Below are 16328 nucleotides of genomic sequence, written 5' to 3'. Positions count from 1 at the left end.
GGGTCAGTTGGCCCACGGGGGAGTGATGCGGGTGCCGTCCGTCAGTTCCGCCTCCAGGCCGATGGAGGTGGTGACCCAGGTGAGGGCGGTGTGATCGGTGGGGTTCTCGACGGCGAAGGTCACCCCGGGATTGACGATCACCGTGTCGCCCGCGGTGATCCGGTGGACGGCGCCGTCGAGGGCGACCAGGAGTTCGCCGATGAGCAGATGGAAGATCTCCTCGCGGTTGACGGTGTGAGCCGGTGCCTTCGTCCCCGCCGGGATCTCACCGCGCCAGGCGCAGAGCTCCTTGGCGCCGCTGAGGGGAGTGGCGTACGAGACGAAACGGGCGCCGTGGATCTCATGGGTGACGGCTTCGGACGAGCGGACGACGGGCATGCGGGACCTCCGGTCGGAAATGGTCAAGCAACTTGACTATGTGCTCTCATCGTCAAGCTGCTTGACCAATCCGTCAAGGGTGTTTCAATGCCTGGGTGCAGAACTCCGAAGCCCTCGCCCTGGCCGCCGCCCTGCTCGCCGCGGCCGGTGACCTGACCCAGCGCATCAACGACGGCGTGGTCGCCCGGGGCTTCGAGGCGCGGCCCGCCTGGGGTTTCGCGTTCGCGAGGCTCGCGCCGGACGGGGCCACGGTCACCGAGCTCGCCGGGCATCTTGGGGTGACCAAGCAGGCGGCGAGTCAGCTGGTCGACGAGATCGTGCGCAAGGGGTACGCCGAGCGGCGGCCGCACCCCGAGGACGCCCGGGCCCGGCTCGTGGTGCTGACCGAGCGGGGGTGGGCCTGCACCCGGGCGGCGGAAGAGGCTGCCGCGGAGGCCGTGCGGACGTGGGTCGATGTGCTCGGCGAGGGTGAAGTGCACGCGTTGCGCGAGCGGTTGGGGAGCATTGCTCCCAATGGCCCCATCAAGCCTGCCTGGTGACGGTTCGTCAGTAGGGGCGCGCGCGGCGCGGTTATCACTGGAAGTTTTTACTGACGCGTAACTTCACAAGTTCGCTACTCAACCGTAACTTTCAAATTGAACAGCATCCTCGTGATCCGGATCACAGGGCGTACGGCCATCGCACCTCCCTTGAGCCGCAAGGAGATCACCCGATGCTGCCCTGGAAACGAGTGCTCAGACCCCTCGCCGCCGTCCTCCTGACCGCCGCTGTCGCCGTCGTCCCCGCCGCCGGAGCCGCCCAGGCGGCCACCGCCCCGACCTCCGGCTGGAACGACTGGTCCTGCAAGCCCTCCGCCGCCCACCCCCGCCCCGTCGTCCTCGTGCACGGCACCTTCGCCAACTCCACCGACAACTGGCTGGCCCTGGCCCCCTACCTGGAGGACCGCGGCTACTGCGTCTTCTCCTTCGACTACGGCCAGTTGTCCGGAGTGTCCCTCTTCTACGGCCTCGGCCCCATCGACAAGTCGGCCGAGCAGCTGAGGACTTTCGTCGACAAGGTCCTCGCCGCCACTGGAACGACCGAGACCGACCTCGTCGGCCACTCGCAGGGTGGCCTGATGCCCCGCTACTACCTCAAGTTCCTCGGCGGAGCCGCCAAGGTGAACGCCCTCGTCGGCATCGCCCCCGACAACCACGGCACCACCCTCTCGGGTCTGACCGACCTGCTGCCCTACTTCCCGGGAATCAAGGACCTCCTCACCACCAACACCCCCGCCCTCGCCGACCAGGTCGTCGGCTCCCCCTTCCTCACCAAGCTCAACGCGGGCGGCGACACCGTCCCCGGCGTCAAGTACACGGTCCTCGCCACCAAGTACGACGAGGTCGTCACGCCGTACCAGAGCCAGTTCCTCAGCGGATCCGGCGTCCACAACGTCCTGCTCCAGGACCTGTGCCCGCTCGATCTCTCCGAGCACGTGGCCATCGGCCTCTTCGACCGGATCGCCTTCCACGAGGTGGCCAACGCCCTCGACCCGGCCCACGCCACACCCACCACCTGCGCGTCAGCGCTGAGTTGAGGCGCTGAGTTGAGGCGCTGAGTTGAGCGTCGCCGGGGCCTGTCCGGCCTGAGCCGCCGGTCAGGCCCCGGAGTTCATGCGGTCAACGGCCCTGCCGTCCGACCCCGTTCACGGCACGCCTGCGCACCGACCCGAACACGATCGCCGCGCCGGCCGCGAGCGTGGCGGCACCGCCCATCGCGAGATACGGCGTGAGACCGGCGCCACCCGTCTCGGCGAGACGCCGCGAAGTGCCCGCCGCCTGCGGGGCTTTGGCGTCCTCGGCAGGGCCGGTGCTCGCCGTCTCGGCCACCGGCTCCGCCGAGGTACCGGCGTCGTCGTCACCGTGCCCGTGATGCTCGACCGTCGACCTGCCGGTGCCTTCCTCGATCTGCTCGTCGGAGGGCGCGGAGGCGCTCGGCTCCGGAGACGAAGCGCCCTTCACCGCACCGGAGTCACCCCCGAACGTCACGTCCGAGCAGGAGTAGAACGCCTCCGGGCTGTCCGAGCGCTGCCAGACCGCGTACAGGAGCTGCTTGCCCGAGCGCTCCGGAAGCGTCCCGGAGAACCTGTAGAAGCCGCCCGACGCGACCGGGTCCGTGGCCGTCGCGACCGGGTGCGACAGATCCAGGTCGTCCCAGGCCAGCGGCTGCGCGGGGTCGTAGCCGGGCTTGGTGAGGTACACCGTGAAGGTGCCCTTGTGCGGGGCGGTCACGCGGTACTCGAAGGTGTACGAACCGCTGCGCACGCTCGTCGCCGGCCAGTCGGCGCGGGCCAGGTCCAGCCCCTTGAACTCGTCGTTGCCCGCGCTGCACAGCCTGCCGTCCGGGATCAGCTCCTGGTGCCGTCCGTTCGCGTCGCCGATGCGGATGCCGTTCCAGTCGTACAGCGCCTGGGTGCCGCCGGCCGCGACCGCCGCCCGGCACGCGCTCGACCGCGGGCTCTCCGGGCCCTCCGCGTAGCACTGCGCGACGCGGCTGACCGGGCCGCCCATCGAGCCGTGCGCGGCCGCGGGCGAACCGGCCAGCGCGGTCAGGGCGAGCGGGGCCAGGCCGACGGCGGCGACCGTGGCGGCCTTGCGGCGTGCGGGCATGGGGGATCTCCTCGGAACCGGAACTGACGGATGCCGGATCAAAGAAACCCTGGAATTCCCCGCTTGTGACGGCCGCTGACGATCTTTATGGCTGTCTTAAGGGAGTGCTGAGACTGAGATCAGGTAGCTAGCGTGCAGGGCATGACGAACGACGAGATCAGGCCCGCCGGCCCGGCCGACGTACCAGCCGTGAAGGCCGTCACCGACGCCGCCTACGAGCACTACATCGAGCGCATCGGGTTGGTGCCGCAGCCCATGCGACGGGACCACGCGGCGAACGTGGCAGCGGGGCAGGTGTACGTCACCGGCGCTCCCGTGGTCGGGCTCGTCGTGGTGCAGGAGCGCACCGACCATCTGTACCTCGACAACATCGCCGTCCGTCCCGACGCCCAGGGACAGGGCGTGGGCGGACGGCTGCTGCGGTTCGTCGAGGCACACGCGCGTGCGCGGGGCCTGGCCGAGGTCAGGCTCTGCACCAACGCGAAGATGTGGGAGAACCAGGAGATCTACCCGAAGTTCGGTTATGAGGTCGTGGAACGGCGAGTGGACGGGCCCTACGACCGCGTCCACTACCGCAAGCGGTTGGTCTGAGACGGAGCATGCCTGCCGCCGTCAGCCGTCGGGCCACCAGGTCCGGGCGATGTCCTTGCGGACCTCGGGTCGTCCCGCGGGGCGCTCCTCGGCCTCCTCGCGGATCCGGCGGGCGTCAGTCCTCTTCAGGGGCTTCTGCACGGTCGTGCGGCGCATGACTGCCTCCTTCAGTGCCTACCGAGTTCCGCGTTCTCACGGAGGTAGACCCTTTCGGGGAGAGTTCCTCATCGCTCCTGGTCTGTCAGTGGCGGGTGTCACGATTCGAGTGTCAGTGGCGGGTGTCACTCTGGGGGACATGACGGAACACAGTGGTGGTGGGGGCGTGGACTGGAACGCCGAGGCGGCGACGTTCGACGAGGAGGCGGACCACGGACTGCGCGACCCCGAGGTGCGGCGGGCCTGGGCTCGGCGGCTCCGGGAGTGGCTCCCGGAGCGGGCTTCCGACGTCCTCGACCTCGGATGCGGCACCGGGAGCCTGTCGCTCCTCGCGGCCGAGCAGGGGCACCGGGTGACCGGGGTGGACCTGTCTCCGGCCATGGTGGAGCGCGCCCGCGCCAAGCTCGCGGGGCGTGACGCGGCGTTCCTGGTCGGTGACGCCGTGCAGCCTCCGGTGGGGGAGCAGCGGTTCGACGTCGTGCTCGTACGGCATGTGCTGTGGGCGCTGCCGGATCCCGGGCGGGTGCTGCGGCGGTGGTGGGGGTTGTTGCGGCCGGGTGGGCGGTTGGTGCTGGTGGAGGGGGTGTGGGGGGCGTTCGGGATATCCGCCGAGGTCGTCAGCGCGTTGGCTGAGCCGCTCGGGGGGCGTGTTCGGGTGGAGCGGCTCTCGGAGGACTCCCTGTTGTGGGGGAAGGACGTGGACGACGAGCGGTATGCGGTGGTGGTGCGGGGCGACTAAGAGCTCGGGAGCCAGTGTGGTGTGTCGGCTGCGGATTCGTTGTGGCTTGTCGCGCCGTTCCCCGCGCCCCTGGTGTGTGCCAGTTGCTCCAGTTCGTTCAGAGCCGCCCATGCCGCTGAAGCGGCCTCGGGATCCGTCTGCGCCAGGCCGCTCTCCTCGAACTCGTCCTCGTCCAGGCGGAGCACTTCCTTGCCGTCGGCCGAGACCCACAGGTCCAGGTCGAGGTCCTCTACGACCAGTTCGGCCCCGTTCGGGACGGCCGGGCGGGTGATGTCGCAGTACCAGCCCTTCAGCGTGCCCTCCCCCGATCGGACCTCCTTCACCGCGTACCACCGGTCCCGCCAGTAGTGCTCGGTGAAGACGTCACCGGGCTCGAAGCGGACGAAGCCGAAGTCGCGGACGCCTTCTCCCGCCCAGGGAGCGCGGACCGTGACACGGGTGCCGTCGTCGGTGAGGAGTTCGGCCTCGTAACGGATCTTCGTGCGGCCGGCCTTGACCAGGACGACTTCCAACCGCCGGAGAGACTCAGCTGAGTTCGCGGACATGACGTACCTCCGTGGCGCGGATCTCGTACCCGAACCACTTGTTGATCGCGAGCATCGGTTCGTTGCCGGCGTCGTTGCCGGTCAGGGCCTCCGTGCAGCCGGCGGCGCGGGCGCGGTGCAGGGAGTCGTTCTTGGCGAGCTTGGCGAGGCCGCGGCCGCGGAAGGCGCGGGCGGTGCCGGTCATCGCGGTGGCGTAGCGTCCGGTGCCGTCGGTGTGGACCGCGGTGAAGGCGGCGGGGCGGCCGTCGACCAGGACGATCGTGGTCAGGTCACGGTCGAGGAGCGGGTGCTTCCAGTTCTCCTCGATCCAGGCGTCGTACGCCATGAACGTGGCGTCCCCGTCGCTCGGTTCGTCCACGGCGGTCTCCGCGTCCAGCTCGTAGAAGGGGCGCGGGTCGTCCGCGAAGTCGGCGGCGGTGCGCAGTTCGACACCCGGGGGCGGCGGCTGGACCGGCGGCAGCGCGGTGTGCGCCAGGTCCAGGTGGAGGAAGTGGGCGGGGCGGGTGGGCCGGTAGCCGTGCCGCCGGGCGAAGGCGAGGTTCTGCGGCTCGTCGAGGACCCAGGAGTACAGCTTGGTCGCCCCGTGGGCCGTCAGGTGGTCCTCCGCGGTCCGCACGAGAAGGGCGCCGGCCCCGCGCCGGGTGCGGTCGGGGCGTACATAGATGTTGAGGTACGCGTGGCCGGGCTCCTGGCTGTCCTCGGCGAGGCCGAGCTGGGCCGTGCCGATCACCTCGCCGTCCTCTTCCGCGACCAGGGAACGGTAGCGGGCGGCCGGGTCGGTGTGGAGCGTGCGGTGGATGACACCGGCCGGCGTCCACAGCACATGCGGCAGGGCCAGATGGCGGGCCCGGGTGAAGTTCTCGACGTCGCCCGGGTCCTGGGGGCGCAGATCTCGCACGATCACGGTCATGAAGGCGCACGTTACGTGCGGGGCCCTGCCGGATGCCTCTCATTTTCCGGCCCGTACGGGACAATCGGCGGGTGACCTTGAAGATCCACATCGACGACAGCGCACCGCCGTACGAGCAGGTACGGGTGCAGATCTCCGAGCAGGCGCGCGCGGGCGCGCTGCCGGTGGGGTACCGGCTGCCGACCGTGCGGGGGCTCGCCGAGTCGCTCGGGCTGGCCGCGAACACCGTTGCCAAGGCCTACCGGGCTCTCGAGAGCGACGGGGTGATCGAGACGCGGGGGCGCAACGGCACGTTCGTCGCTGCGGCGGGCTCGGCCGCCGAGCGGGAGGCGGCGTCGGCCGCTCAGGCCTACGTCGAGCGCGTACGGCGGCTGGGGCTCACGGAGAGCGACGCCCTGGCGGCAGTACGGGACGCGCTGCGGGCGGGTTACGGGGGGAGCTGAAAGGGGGAGCCGGAGGGGGAGCCGATCCGGGCGCGCCAGGATCAGAGCAGGGACTCGAACGTCATCGCGTCCTTCACGGCCGCCCCGTTCGGGTCGTTGTTGAAGTACGCGTACACGTCCTCGCCACCGGTCCAGGTCTCCTCGATGCGCTGCGCCCACGTCTCCAGGGACCGTCTGCCGTAGTGCGGCCACGCCTGCGCGCGGCCCTCGTGGAAACGGACGTACCCCCAGTCGGCGGTGCGCCACAGCGGGGTCACCGGACGGGCCCGTACGTCGGCCCAGCACAGGGCCGCGCCGCGGTTCTCCAGGACCTCGCGGGTCCGGGGCGTCCACCAGGACTCGTGGCGTGGCTCCACCGCGACCCGCGTCGACGACGGGAAGCAGGCGAGGCAGGCGTCGAGCAGATCCGGGTCGGCCCGCAGGGTCGGAGGCAGCTGGAGGAGGACCGGACCCAGGCGGGACCCCAGTCCCTCCGCGTGGCCCATCAGCCGCCGCACCGGCTCCTCCGGGTCCTTCAGGCGCTTGATGTGGGTCAGGTACCGGCTCGCCTTCACCGCCACGACGAAGTCGTCCGGCACCCGGGCCCGCCACGCCTCGAAGGTCTCCCGGGACGGCAGCCGGTAGAACGCGTTGTTGATCTCGACTGTCGGGAAGTGCCCGGTGTACTCCTCCAGCCAGAGCCGCACGGGCACGCCCTCGGGGTAGAGCACGCCCCGCCAGTCCTTGTACTGCCACCCCGAAGTGCCGACGAACAGGGTCATGCATCCATCAAAGCACTACAGGTACAGCCCTGCGTCCGCCCCCGGCCGGGGCTCCGGCACTGCCGTCGGCGACGTCCCCCGGCGCAGCGCGTACAGCTCCGCCAGGGTCGCGCCCTCGCGGCCCACGCCCTCCTCGGTGCCGAGCCAGCCCACCGCCTCCCGGCGGGTCAGCGGGCCCACCTCGATCCGGGCGAGGCAACGGCCGGGGCGGACCACGGCGGGGTGCAGGCGCTCCAGGTCCTCGTTGGTCGTCACGCCCACCAGAACGTTGCGGCCCTGTCCGAGGAGGCCGTCGGTGAGGTTGAGCAGCCGGGAAAGGGCCTGACCCGCGGTGTGCTTGGCCTCGCCGCGGATCAGTTCGTCGCAGTCCTCCAGGAGCAGCAGCCGCCAGCGGCCCTTGCCCGTGGAGTCGTCCTCGCCGATCGCGATGTCCATCAGATAGCCGACGTCGTTGAACAGCCGCTCCGGGTCCAGGACGCAGTCCACCTGGCACCAGTCCCGCCAGGAGCGGGCCAGGGTGCGCAGGGCGGAGGTCTTGCCGGTGCCCGGCGGGCCGTGGAGCAGCAGGAGCCGGCCCGCGATGTCCTCCGGGGTCGTCTTCATCAGGCGGTCCATCGCGTCCGCGACGGGCGCGGTGTAGTTCTCCCGGACCTCGTCCCAGGTGCCCGCCGCGATCTGCCGGGTCGTGCGGTGCGGGCCGCGCCGGGGGGAGACGTACCAGAACCCCATGGTCACGTTCTCCGGCTGGGGTTCGGGTTCGTCGGCGGCGCCGTCGGTGGCCTGGGCGAGGATCGTCTTGGCCAGCTCGGGGTCGGTCGCCGTGACGGTGACGTCGGCGCCGCGGTTCCAGCGGGAGACCAGCAGCGTCCAGCCGTCGCCCTCGGCGAGCGTGGCGCTGCGGTCGTCGTCGCGGGCCACGCGCAGCACCCGCGCGCCCGCCGGCAGGAGGTTGGCGCCGCTGCGGACCCGGTCGATGTTGGCCGCGTGGGAGTACGGCTGCTCGCCCGTCGCGAAGCGGCCGAGGAACAGCGCGTCGACGACGTCGGACGGCGAGTCGCTGTCGTCGACGTTGAGCCGGATCGGCAGCGCGTCGTGTGGGTTCGGGGACATGCGGCCCATGATCCGGCACGGGACCCCCGCACGCACCCGGTTTCCGGGGCGCGGCGGTCGTGTCGCGGTTGTCCCGTCCTCCACGTCCTGTTGCTCATCTGTTTGTCCACGGCGTCTGCCCGCACCGGTGTGTTCGCGGATACCGTTGTCCTCAATGGGACGTCATGGGTGGTATTCGGGGGCACGGCGGTGGCGGCTCACCGCACTGCTCGGCGTGGGCGCGGTGGCTCTGGCCCTGGTCGTGACCCTCCTCAACACGCTTCCTGGCAGCGGCGCCGGCACCGACGGCACCTCGCGCAACGGCGACCGGGTGCACGGCACCCCGACGACCACCCCCGACGCCGACACCCCGGACGTCGGCTGGGGCCTCACCCACACCCGGTTCAGTGCCGACGAGGGCAGCTCCACGGCCACCGAACGGGTCGAGCAGGAGATCAGGGACGCCGGCGGCATCCCGCAGAACCAGCACATCATGGGCTGGGGCGCCGACAACCCCGAGCCGGCGAAGGGACGTTACGACTTCGAGGACCTGGACCGGCGCGTCGACTTCGTCCGCGCCTCCGGCTCCACCCCGACGCTCACCCTGTGCTGTGCGCCGGACTGGATGAAGGGCGGCAGGGCGGGCGTCGGCAACACCGACTGGAGCCAGGCGTCGCTGGAGAAGGCCCCGGACCCGGCGCACTTCGAGGACTACGCGGCGCTCGCCGCGACCGTCGCCAAACGCTACCCGGACGTACGGCACTTCATCGTCTGGAACGAGTTCAAGGGCTTCTGGAACGACGCCGAGGGCCGCTGGGACTACGAGGGGTACACCCGGCTGTACAACCTCGTCTACAAGGCGCTCAAGAAGGTGAACCCCGACATCATGGTCGGCGGCCCGTATCTCGTGATGGACAGTGTCGACCCGCGCTCCACCGACGCCTCCGCGACCTTCAGGGGTCCCTGGGGCGCGATGGACCAGCGGATTCTCGACGCCTTCGACTACTGGAACCGGCACAGGGCCGGCGCCGACTTCGTGGTCGTGGACGGCTCCAGCTACACCAACGACGACGAGATGCTGCCGAACGAGTTCGCGGCCACCGACAAGTTCACCGCGGTGAGCCGGTGGGTGCGGCAGCGGACCGGGAACCTGCCGCTGTGGTGGGCCGAGTACTACGTCGAACCCGCCGACAGCAGGGACGAGCGCGAGGGCTGGTCCGAGGACCGCCGGGTCGCCGTGCAGGCCGCCGGGATGATCGCGCTGGCCAAGGGCGGTACCACCTCCGCGTTCTACTGGAACCCGGAGAACGAGCACGGCACGGACTGCGCGGGCTGCCTGTGGACGCCGACCAGCGGCAGCGGCGGCGGCCGGAAGCTGCCGATGTTCGAGCTCGTCAGCAGGTTCGGCAAGGCCTTCGCATCGGGGAGCACCTTCGGGAACGTCTCCGTGGCCGCCGACGACGTGCCCAACGTCCGGGTCCTCGCCACCGAGCGGACGGTCCTGGTGGTCAACACCCTGAACCGGCCGATCAGCGCGAGCGTCGACGGCAAGCGGTTCGACATGCGGGCCTACGAGGTCAAGTGGCTCACCCGCTGAGCCACTCGGCCCCGCAGGACCTCACTTCATCGTCATGAACCGCTGCACCAGCGCCGCCAGGAACACCGCGAGCAGCGGCAGCGAGAACCAGAAACTGCTCTGGAGCCACCGCAGTTGACGCACCCCCGGCCGCGTCGCGACCCGGACCACCTCACGCGCCGACAGCAGCAGGATCAGCGCCAGCGCGGCCAGCGCCCCCACCACCGACCAGGGCGTCCAGGTGATCTGCGGTCCGATCGGACCCGGATCGGGCTGCGGCACCTTCCCCGCCGGCCGGTCCCGCAGGGCGTACATGGTCACGTCGGCGTTGGTGAAGACCCGCTTGAGCTCCTTGCGCTGGTCCAGGTTGTCCAGCAGCCGCGGCTCCCACGTCGTCGAATAGCCCACGTCGAGCCGGAGATAGGTGACCTGGCTGACGTTCACCATCAGATACGAGTTCGGGCCCGCGTCCTTGAGCGCCTTGACCAGGCCCGACACCAGCACCGGGTCCGGCGGCGCCAACGTCGGCACGTACGACACCTTCTCCATGTCCTTCGCACCCCACGGCATCGCGGGGGTCACGTTGTTCACGGTGTCGTTGGACAGCCACAGCACCCGCACGGTCGGATCGTCATGGGCGTACACGTAGTCCATGGCGGCGACCTCGCCGGGCCGGATCCGCTCGAACGGCTCGTTGCCCCAACGGGCGACCAGGAAGCCGCCGATGAGCAGCAGACCCGCCATCAGCGCTGCCACCGGGGCGAGACTGACCCGGTCCTTCTCGCGCTCCTCGGCGGTGACACCGGCGCGGGGGAAGAGCGCCAGGGCGGCGAGCAGGCCCGCGCCCGGCAGGGCGAACATGAAGACCCGCAGCGCCATCTCGCCGCCGTACGACTGCATGCCGAAGCCGAGGAACGGCACGAAGGTGAGGACGAGCAGCGCGACTTCCCGGTACCTGTGCTCGCGGCGGCGCCACCAGCCGTAGCAGGCCAGCGCCATCACCCCGCCGGCCAGCAGGACCCGTACGTACAGGACCAGCTTGTGGGTCGAACTGCCGCCCTCGATACGGCCGGAGACCGACGAGGAGACATTGCTGCCGACGCCGCCGACCCCGCCGAACAGATCGTCGAAGTGGCCGGACCAGTACGGCTCGGCCAGCCAGCCGATCCAGGCGGTCACCATCACGGCGAACAGGACGGGCAGGCCCCGTAGTTCGCTGCGGCGGAACACCACGAGCGCCGCCAGCACGCCGAGCATCACGAACGGGGTCAGCTGGTGCGCGGGCACGCTCGCCGCGAACAGGCCGATCAACACCGCCAGCAGCACCGCCCGTTGGCGCCGGGTCGTCGGCTCCACCTCGGCCTCGCCGGGCCGCCGCCTCGTCCAGATCACGCGCGGGGCGCGGAACCAGACCAGCAGGACGGCCACGAACACCAGGTAGAGCAGATAGGTGAAGCCCTGCGGGGAGAAGTAGTCCTGGCCGACCCAGCCGCTGAGGACGAAGATCCAGATGCCGGTCCACTTGGCCCGCCAGCCCGCCCGCATGTGCCGCACCAGGAGGAACATCGGTACCAGGTAGGCGAGTTCGATCGCCGTCGGCCACCAGCGGATGATCTCGGTGAGGTCCGTGACTCCGCAGGCCTTCGCGACGAACGCGGCCACCGCGAAGAAGCCGGGCCAGCTCCAGCGCGCGTCCAGGTCGGGCACCGCCGAGCCGGTCCGGTCGATGTGGTCGATGAACCCGAGGTGCTGCCAGGCCGTCGCGAACCGCGGCTCGGCCTCGATCACCGCGGGCAGCGCGTGCAGCGACACCACCGTCGCCACCAGGGTGAGCAGCAGCAGCGCCCGGTGCTCGCGGGCCGGCCAGAGCAGCGAGGCGAAGACCACGACCAGCAGGGCCGCGCCGAGCAGCGTGGGCAACGGCAGGACCGAGATCAGCCCGAGCCCGCCCATCCGGTCCAGATCGGCCTCGCCCAGGCCCGTGACCGGCACCCAGTACAGGAGCAGCGCGACGGCGAGCAGGCCGCCGAGGAACACCCCGAGCCGGTCCGGCTGCACGCGCTCCCGCAGGGAGAGGGGGCGTGGGGGCTCACCGGACCGCGCCACCACCTCCTCGGCTGCGCCAGCCTCCACGGGTGCGGCGGCTTCCTCCGGTACGGCGGCGATCTCCTTGCCGGCGTCGAAGGCCACCTCGAAGGGCGCGTCCACCTCCGTCTCGGACGGGCCGCGGGAGGACTCGGCGCCCGGCTCCCTCTCCTCCACCGGCAGGCCGAGTTCGGGGAGTTTCCGCAGGGCCCAGGTCGGGAGGTCGCGTGTGGGGGACACGACCGGCGTCCCCGTGGGCGGGGTGCCGGGGCCCGGCCGGACGTCGGGGCGGCGCTCCTGGTGGTCGAAGTCGACGTGGATGCCCAGCGCGAGGGTGTCCTGGTCGAGCGCCCAGCCGGGGCGGCGGGTGCGGCCGGCGGCCGGTACCTCGCGCGTCCCGAGGTCGGCGAGGTCGCCGTCGGGGGCCGCACCCGCCGGGATCTCGGCGGCCGGGGCCTGCCGGATCGTCCGGTACAGCCGGGGCGCGGCGATGGCGACGATCACCGTGAGCGAGGAGATCTCGGCGACGCCCGCTCCGGTCAGCCCCATCCGGGGCAGCAGCAGCAGGGTCAGCCCCAGCACCAGGACGCACAACAGACCCTGGAGCCAGGCGAGTCCGGAGGTGCGGCTCTGCGCGCGCAGTACCGCGAAGTAGGTCTCCATGACAACCCTGAGCACCGCGCCGACCGCGAACCAGCGCAGCAGCGGGGTGGCCGCGTCCGCGTAGCCCGCACCGAACACCCCGAGGATCCAGGGCGCCCCGACGAACAGGACCGTGGCCACCGGCAGCATGATCCGGGCCATCCGCCGGAGCGCGGCACGGGTGTTGGCGGCCAGCCGGCCCGGGTCGTGCGAGCCCTCGACGGTCAGGGAGGCGCCCATGTTGATGGCGAGCAGGTTGCAGGTGCCGCCTATCGTCGTGGTGATGTAGAAGTACGCGTTGTCCTGGGAGCTGACCTGCGCGGCCACGATGACCGGGACCAGGTAGACCACGGCGAGCGAGAACAGCGAGCCGGTGTAGTCGCCCGCCAGGAACCGCCCGATCTCCCTGACCGAGGGCGGCTTCGCGTGCCCCTCGGTCGCCTTCGCATGGCGGGGAGCCAGGCGCCGGAACACCAGCCAGCCCAGCGGCAGTACGGAGACGGCGATCGCCGCGACCCACGACACGAAGACACCGGCCGTCGGGATCGCCACCGCGAACGCGACCAGGAGACCCAGCTTCACCGCGGAGAAGACGGTGTTGCCGACCGGCACCCACAGCGCGCTGCGCAGCCCGGTCAGCACCCCGTCCTGGAGCGTGAGGACGTTCCAGGCGACGACGGCCGCGATGAAGCCGAGCCCGTTCACCGGCCCGTGCAGGAAGCGGTACGACGGCCCCCACACGTCGAGGGTGAGCAGGAAGACGACCGCGGCGACCGCCACGACCACCGAACTGCCCGCGTACGTACGGAAGACGAGGCGCCCGGTGGCCCGGCCCGCGACCGGTATGAAGCGGGCCAGCGCGCCGGTCAGGGTCACCGCGGTCAGTCCGGCGAGGAGCTTCATCGCGGCGATCGCCGCGGAGCCCTGGCCGACCGCCGACTCGGAGTAGTAGCGGGCCGCCGCCAGCCAGAAGCCCAGGCCCAGCACCGCGGAGATACCGGTGTTGAGCATCAGGGCGTAGGCGTTGCGGAACAGCTGGTTGCCGCCGCCCACGCCCCGGACGGGCAGCCGGAATCGGCGCCCCGACGGCTCGGGCGCCTTGGCCGCGGTCGACTCGGGCTCGGTCGTGGTCGTCGTGTCAGACACGGGAACGGGAGACCTTCCGGCGGACCTGTCGTGCTCTTCGGACCAACGCGTACCCCTTGGTGAGGGCACGGTCCCTGGCGAAGTCCCGGGCGATCGCACGGCCCTGGACGAGCCGCTCGAACTCCTCGGTCGTGGTGGCGCGGCGCACGGTGAGCCGGGTGAGCGCGTACGGACCCTGACGGCGGCGCGCGAGACCGTTGTTCACGGCGAGTGCCTGGCCGTACCCCGTCTCCCGCACCGCCCGGCGCACCCGGCGGCTGGAGTAGCCGTACGGGTAGGCGAGGGAGACCGGCACGGTGCCGAGTTCGTCGCCGACGATCTCCCTGGAGTGGATCAGCTCGTGGTGCAGCGCGCTGTCGTCCAGCTGGTCGAGCTGCGGGTGGGTGTGGGTGTGGCCGCCGATCTCCACGCCCGCGGCGGCGAGTTCGCGGACCTGGTCCCAGTCCAGCATGGCGTCCAGACCGCCGCCCATGTCGTGGGCGCCCCGGATCCAGCCGGTGGAGACGAACACCGTGGCCGGGAAGCCGTGCTTGGCCAGCACCGGCAGGGCATGGCGGTGGACCCCCTCGTAGCCGTCGTCGAAGGTGACCAGGACCGGCCGCTCGGGCAGTGGGCGGCCGTCCCGCCAACGCGCCGCCAGGTCGTCGGTCCTGAGCGGTGTGCACCCCAACGCGCCGATGATGTCCATCTGTTGCCCGAAGGACTCCGGGGACACCGAGAGCACCCGGGTCGCGTCGTTCGGGTCGGTCGCCACCGCGTGGTACATGAGGATCGGTACGGGCGGCTCAGGCATCTCCGTCCCCCTCGATCGCCGCCACCGAGAACGAGGCCCCGCCTCGCCGTGCCCGGACGGTTCCGACGACATAGCCGCCGGCCGCCGTCAGCACCCCCGCGACGATCGCCGCTGCCCGGCCCGCACCCCCGGACCGGGCCAGCGCGGCGTCCCGCAGCCCGCGCACCACCCCGGACGGCAGCACCCGGGTGGCGTACCGGCGCTCCGACTCAAGTCCTTTGCCAGCGCCCACACTTCGGGCCACCAGAGCCTTCGACAGGCCCTCCGCGTACGTACGGGTGCGGAAGTACCCGAAGTGCTCGCGCGTCTCGGGCACCCGGTGGTGGATCACCGCCCGGTCGTCGATCAGCAGGACGGCGTCCGGTCTGGACCGGCTCAGCCGGATGCACAGCTCCGTCTCCTCGCAGCCCAGCGGGCGCTTGTCGCCGTCCCGTCCGATGCCGGTGGCGAAGCCGCCCGCCGCGTCGAACGCGCTGCGGCGGAAGGAGGCGTTGCCGCCCAGGACGTTGCGCACCCGGACCAGGCCGGGCGGGAGGCCCTTGTAGGTGCAGCCCACCACCCAGTCGAACTCCTCGGGGAACCAGGCCGGTCGGCGTCCCGAGGCCCAGATCGGCACCGTACGGCCGCCGACCGCCATGACCCGCGGGTCGGCGTAGGCCCCGGCGAAGTGCCGCAGCCAGTCGCGTTCGGCGACGGCGTCGTCGTCCAGGAAGGCGATCACCTCGCCGCGGGAGGCGGCGATGCCGGTGTTGCGGCCCGCGGACAGGCCCCGGGGGCCCGCGTTGGCGAACACGCGGACCTCGTCCACCTCCTTGTACTCCTTGGCCAGCCGGTCCAGGAGCGCCGGGTTGTGGTCGACCACCAGCAGCGTCTCCCGGGCCGGGTACGACTGCGCCCGCACCGAGGCGACCGCCGCGAGGATGTCCTCCCAGCGGTCCTCGGTGTACACGCAGATCACGACGGAGACGTCGGGACCGCTCAAGAGACCTCTCCCCGGCGCGAGTCGAGCAGTGGCGAGTGGTGGGCACGGCGGCGCAGCGCCCGCCGGTTGGACCGCTCCCCGAGGATCACCCTGAGCACCCGGAACCCGTCCCGGACCGCCCGCAGATTGCTGGCGCCGTGGATGCGGAGGTACTCGTAGCTCGGGATCTCCTGCACCTTCAGCCCCGCCTTGACCACCCGGATGTTCATCAGGGTCTCCACCTCGAAGCCCGTGCAGTCGAGGTCGATCTTGTCGAGGCAGTGCCGCCAGAAGGCGTTGTACCCGTAGCAGAGATCGGTGTAGCGGGCGCCGAACTTGCGGTTGACGATGGTGCACAGCGCCCAGTTGCCGAGCTTGCGGATGAAGGTCATGTCGTCGGTGCCACCGCCGTTGGCGAACCGCGACCCCTTGGCGAAGTCCGCGCCCGAGACCAGGGCGGAGACATAGGAGACGATCTCGTTGCCGTCGGCGGAACCGTCCGCGTCGATCATGACGACGATGTCACCGGTGCAGGCCTCGAACCCGGTGATCAGAGCGTCCCCCTTGCCCTTGCCGTGCTGCTTCACGACCTTCACCTCGGGCCACAGCTCACGGGCCACCGCGACGGTGTCGTCCGTGGAGTTGCCGTCCACCAGGACCACTTCGTGGATCCAGCCGGGCAGGGTCTTGAAGACGTACGGAAGGTTCTCCGCCTCGTTCATGGCGGGTATGACGACACTCACCGGTGGCGCGATGGCCAGGTGAGTGGAGATCGGCCGGTACGGACCGGCCGCCGGCGCATCCTGGCCCGCAGCCGGCGGGCGCAGAACTGAACTCATGAGTCTGGTTCCCTCTCGTCCGGTGG

17 protein-coding genes are annotated in these 16328 nt (G+C 71.1%); 6 read left to right on the top strand and 11 right to left on the bottom strand.

What is annotated here, in order from left to right; all coding sequences use genetic code 11:
• Positions 1–3: 3 nt before the first annotated feature.
• Positions 4–378 carry a cupin domain-containing protein gene (locus IF54_RS0124970; RefSeq protein ID WP_030322383.1) on the bottom strand — a complete coding sequence of 125 codons (375 nt, stop codon included), beginning with the start codon at positions 376–378 and terminating at the stop codon, positions 4–6.
• Between the two features lie 95 nt (positions 379–473).
• Between IF54_RS0124970 and IF54_RS0124965 the strand changes: the two genes are divergently transcribed.
• Both IF54_RS0124965 and IF54_RS0124960 read left to right on the top strand, forming a co-directional pair.
• Positions 474–917 carry a MarR family winged helix-turn-helix transcriptional regulator gene (locus tag IF54_RS0124965; protein WP_030322381.1) on the top strand — a complete coding sequence of 148 codons (444 nt, stop codon included), beginning with the start codon at positions 474–476 and terminating at the stop codon, positions 915–917.
• A gap of 173 nt (positions 918–1090) precedes the next feature.
• Positions 1091–1954, top strand: coding sequence for an esterase/lipase family protein (locus IF54_RS0124960; RefSeq protein WP_030322378.1), 864 nt, complete (start codon positions 1091–1093; stop codon positions 1952–1954).
• Between the two features lie 82 nt (positions 1955–2036).
• Here the strand turns inward: IF54_RS0124960 and IF54_RS0124955 are convergent, their stop codons facing one another.
• On the bottom strand, positions 2037–3026 hold the full coding sequence (locus IF54_RS0124955) for a lytic polysaccharide monooxygenase auxiliary activity family 9 protein (protein ID WP_030322376.1): 990 nt from the start codon (positions 3024–3026) through the stop codon (positions 2037–2039).
• Positions 3027–3167: 141 nt separating this feature from the next.
• On the opposite strand from IF54_RS0124955, the gene IF54_RS0124950 reads away from it, so the two are divergent.
• Positions 3168–3617, top strand: coding sequence for a GNAT family N-acetyltransferase (locus IF54_RS0124950; RefSeq protein WP_030322374.1), 450 nt, complete (start codon positions 3168–3170; stop codon positions 3615–3617).
• A gap of 21 nt (positions 3618–3638) precedes the next feature.
• Here the strand turns inward: IF54_RS0124950 and IF54_RS43955 are convergent, their stop codons facing one another.
• On the bottom strand, positions 3639–3773 hold the full coding sequence (locus IF54_RS43955; RefSeq protein ID WP_020139373.1) for a hypothetical protein: 135 nt from the start codon (positions 3771–3773) through the stop codon (positions 3639–3641).
• 139 nt (positions 3774–3912) lie between these two features.
• Between IF54_RS43955 and IF54_RS0124940 the strand changes: the two genes are divergently transcribed.
• Positions 3913–4512, top strand: a complete 600-nt coding sequence (locus tag IF54_RS0124940; protein WP_030322373.1) for a class I SAM-dependent methyltransferase — start codon at positions 3913–3915, stop codon at positions 4510–4512.
• Here IF54_RS0124940 and IF54_RS0124935 read toward each other — a convergent pair.
• Positions 4509–5057 (bottom strand): DUF402 domain-containing protein, encoded by a 549-nt coding sequence (locus IF54_RS0124935; RefSeq protein WP_030322371.1) that lies wholly within the window; start codon positions 5055–5057, stop codon positions 4509–4511. The genes IF54_RS0124940 and IF54_RS0124935 overlap by 4 nt on opposite strands.
• On the bottom strand, positions 5038–5967 hold the full coding sequence (locus IF54_RS0124930; protein WP_030322369.1) for a GNAT family N-acetyltransferase: 930 nt from the start codon (positions 5965–5967) through the stop codon (positions 5038–5040). The genes IF54_RS0124935 and IF54_RS0124930 overlap by 20 nt, the downstream gene beginning before the upstream one ends.
• 71 nt (positions 5968–6038) lie before the next feature.
• Here IF54_RS0124930 and IF54_RS0124925 point away from each other — a divergent pair, with 71 nt between their 5' ends.
• Positions 6039–6410 (top strand): GntR family transcriptional regulator, encoded by a 372-nt coding sequence (locus IF54_RS0124925; protein WP_030322367.1) that lies wholly within the window; start codon positions 6039–6041, stop codon positions 6408–6410.
• A 41-nt stretch (positions 6411–6451) separates the two neighbouring features.
• Here the strand turns inward: IF54_RS0124925 and IF54_RS0124920 are convergent, their stop codons facing one another.
• Both IF54_RS0124920 and IF54_RS0124915 read right to left on the bottom strand, forming a co-directional pair.
• Entirely contained in the window at positions 6452–7171 is a 720-nt protein-coding gene (locus tag IF54_RS0124920) for a DUF72 domain-containing protein (RefSeq protein WP_030322365.1), read from the bottom strand.
• Between the two features lie 15 nt (positions 7172–7186).
• Positions 7187–8281: a DUF5925 domain-containing protein gene (locus IF54_RS0124915; protein WP_030322363.1), complete on the bottom strand. Its 1095-nt coding sequence runs from the start codon at positions 8279–8281 to the stop codon at positions 7187–7189.
• 154 nt (positions 8282–8435) lie between these two features.
• Here IF54_RS0124915 and IF54_RS0124910 point away from each other — a divergent pair, with 154 nt between their 5' ends.
• Positions 8436–9857 carry a GH39 family glycosyl hydrolase gene (locus IF54_RS0124910; RefSeq protein ID WP_030322360.1) on the top strand — a complete coding sequence of 474 codons (1422 nt, stop codon included), beginning with the start codon at positions 8436–8438 and terminating at the stop codon, positions 9855–9857.
• Between the two features lie 21 nt (positions 9858–9878).
• Here the strand turns inward: IF54_RS0124910 and IF54_RS0124905 are convergent, their stop codons facing one another.
• From IF54_RS0124905 to IF54_RS0124890, 4 genes are read right to left on the bottom strand one after another with little or no spacing between them, the layout of a single operon-like run.
• Complete coding sequence (locus tag IF54_RS0124905) at positions 9879–13709, bottom strand: lipopolysaccharide biosynthesis protein (protein WP_030322357.1); 3831 nt, start codon at positions 13707–13709, stop codon at positions 9879–9881.
• A complete protein-coding gene (locus tag IF54_RS0124900; RefSeq protein ID WP_030322355.1) occupies positions 13702–14502 on the bottom strand; it encodes a polysaccharide deacetylase family protein in 801 nt (266 codons plus the stop codon). Before IF54_RS0124900 ends, IF54_RS0124905 begins: the two co-directional genes overlap by 8 nt.
• On the bottom strand, positions 14495–15484 hold the full coding sequence (locus tag IF54_RS0124895; RefSeq protein ID WP_030322353.1) for a glycosyltransferase: 990 nt from the start codon (positions 15482–15484) through the stop codon (positions 14495–14497). The genes IF54_RS0124900 and IF54_RS0124895 overlap by 8 nt, the downstream gene beginning before the upstream one ends.
• Positions 15481–16302, bottom strand: coding sequence for a glycosyltransferase family 2 protein (locus IF54_RS0124890; protein WP_030322351.1), 822 nt, complete (start codon positions 16300–16302; stop codon positions 15481–15483). The genes IF54_RS0124895 and IF54_RS0124890 overlap by 4 nt, the downstream gene beginning before the upstream one ends.
• Positions 16303–16328: the final 26 nt, after the last annotated feature.

It is taken from the genome of Streptomyces sp. NRRL B-3229 (assembly GCF_000719505.1).
GTDB lineage: Bacteria > Actinomycetota > Actinomycetes > Streptomycetales > Streptomycetaceae > Streptomyces > Streptomyces griseorubiginosus.
This window is presented reverse-complemented; position numbering and strand designations above follow the sequence as displayed.

Bases quoted from the DNA above. Each gene is read 5' to 3' on its own strand.
- IF54_RS0124900 (WP_030322355.1), bottom strand. From the start codon at position 14,502: ATGCCTGAGCCGCCCGTACCGATCCTCATGTACCACGCGGTGGCGACC.
- IF54_RS0124970 (WP_030322383.1), bottom strand. From the start codon at position 378: ATGCCCGTCGTCCGCTCGTCCGAAGCCGTCACCCATGAGATCCACGGC.
- IF54_RS0124960 (WP_030322378.1), top strand. From the start codon at position 1,091: ATGCTGCCCTGGAAACGAGTGCTCAGACCCCTCGCCGCCGTCCTCCTG.
- IF54_RS0124930 (WP_030322369.1), bottom strand. From the start codon at position 5,967: ATGACCGTGATCGTGCGAGATCTGCGCCCCCAGGACCCGGGCGACGTC.
- IF54_RS0124890 (WP_030322351.1), bottom strand. From the start codon at position 16,302: ATGAGTTCAGTTCTGCGCCCGCCGGCTGCGGGCCAGGATGCGCCGGCG.
- IF54_RS0124910 (WP_030322360.1), top strand. From the start codon at position 8,436: ATGGGACGTCATGGGTGGTATTCGGGGGCACGGCGGTGGCGGCTCACC.
- IF54_RS0124940 (WP_030322373.1), top strand. From the start codon at position 3,913: ATGACGGAACACAGTGGTGGTGGGGGCGTGGACTGGAACGCCGAGGCG.
- IF54_RS43955 (WP_020139373.1), bottom strand. From the start codon at position 3,773: ATGCGCCGCACGACCGTGCAGAAGCCCCTGAAGAGGACTGACGCCCGC.
- IF54_RS0124955 (WP_030322376.1), bottom strand. From the start codon at position 3,026: ATGCCCGCACGCCGCAAGGCCGCCACGGTCGCCGCCGTCGGCCTGGCC.
- IF54_RS0124920 (WP_030322365.1), bottom strand. From the start codon at position 7,171: ATGACCCTGTTCGTCGGCACTTCGGGGTGGCAGTACAAGGACTGGCGG.
- IF54_RS0124915 (WP_030322363.1), bottom strand. From the start codon at position 8,281: ATGTCCCCGAACCCACACGACGCGCTGCCGATCCGGCTCAACGTCGAC.
- IF54_RS0124950 (WP_030322374.1), top strand. From the start codon at position 3,168: ATGACGAACGACGAGATCAGGCCCGCCGGCCCGGCCGACGTACCAGCC.
- IF54_RS0124935 (WP_030322371.1), bottom strand. From the start codon at position 5,057: ATGTCCGCGAACTCAGCTGAGTCTCTCCGGCGGTTGGAAGTCGTCCTG.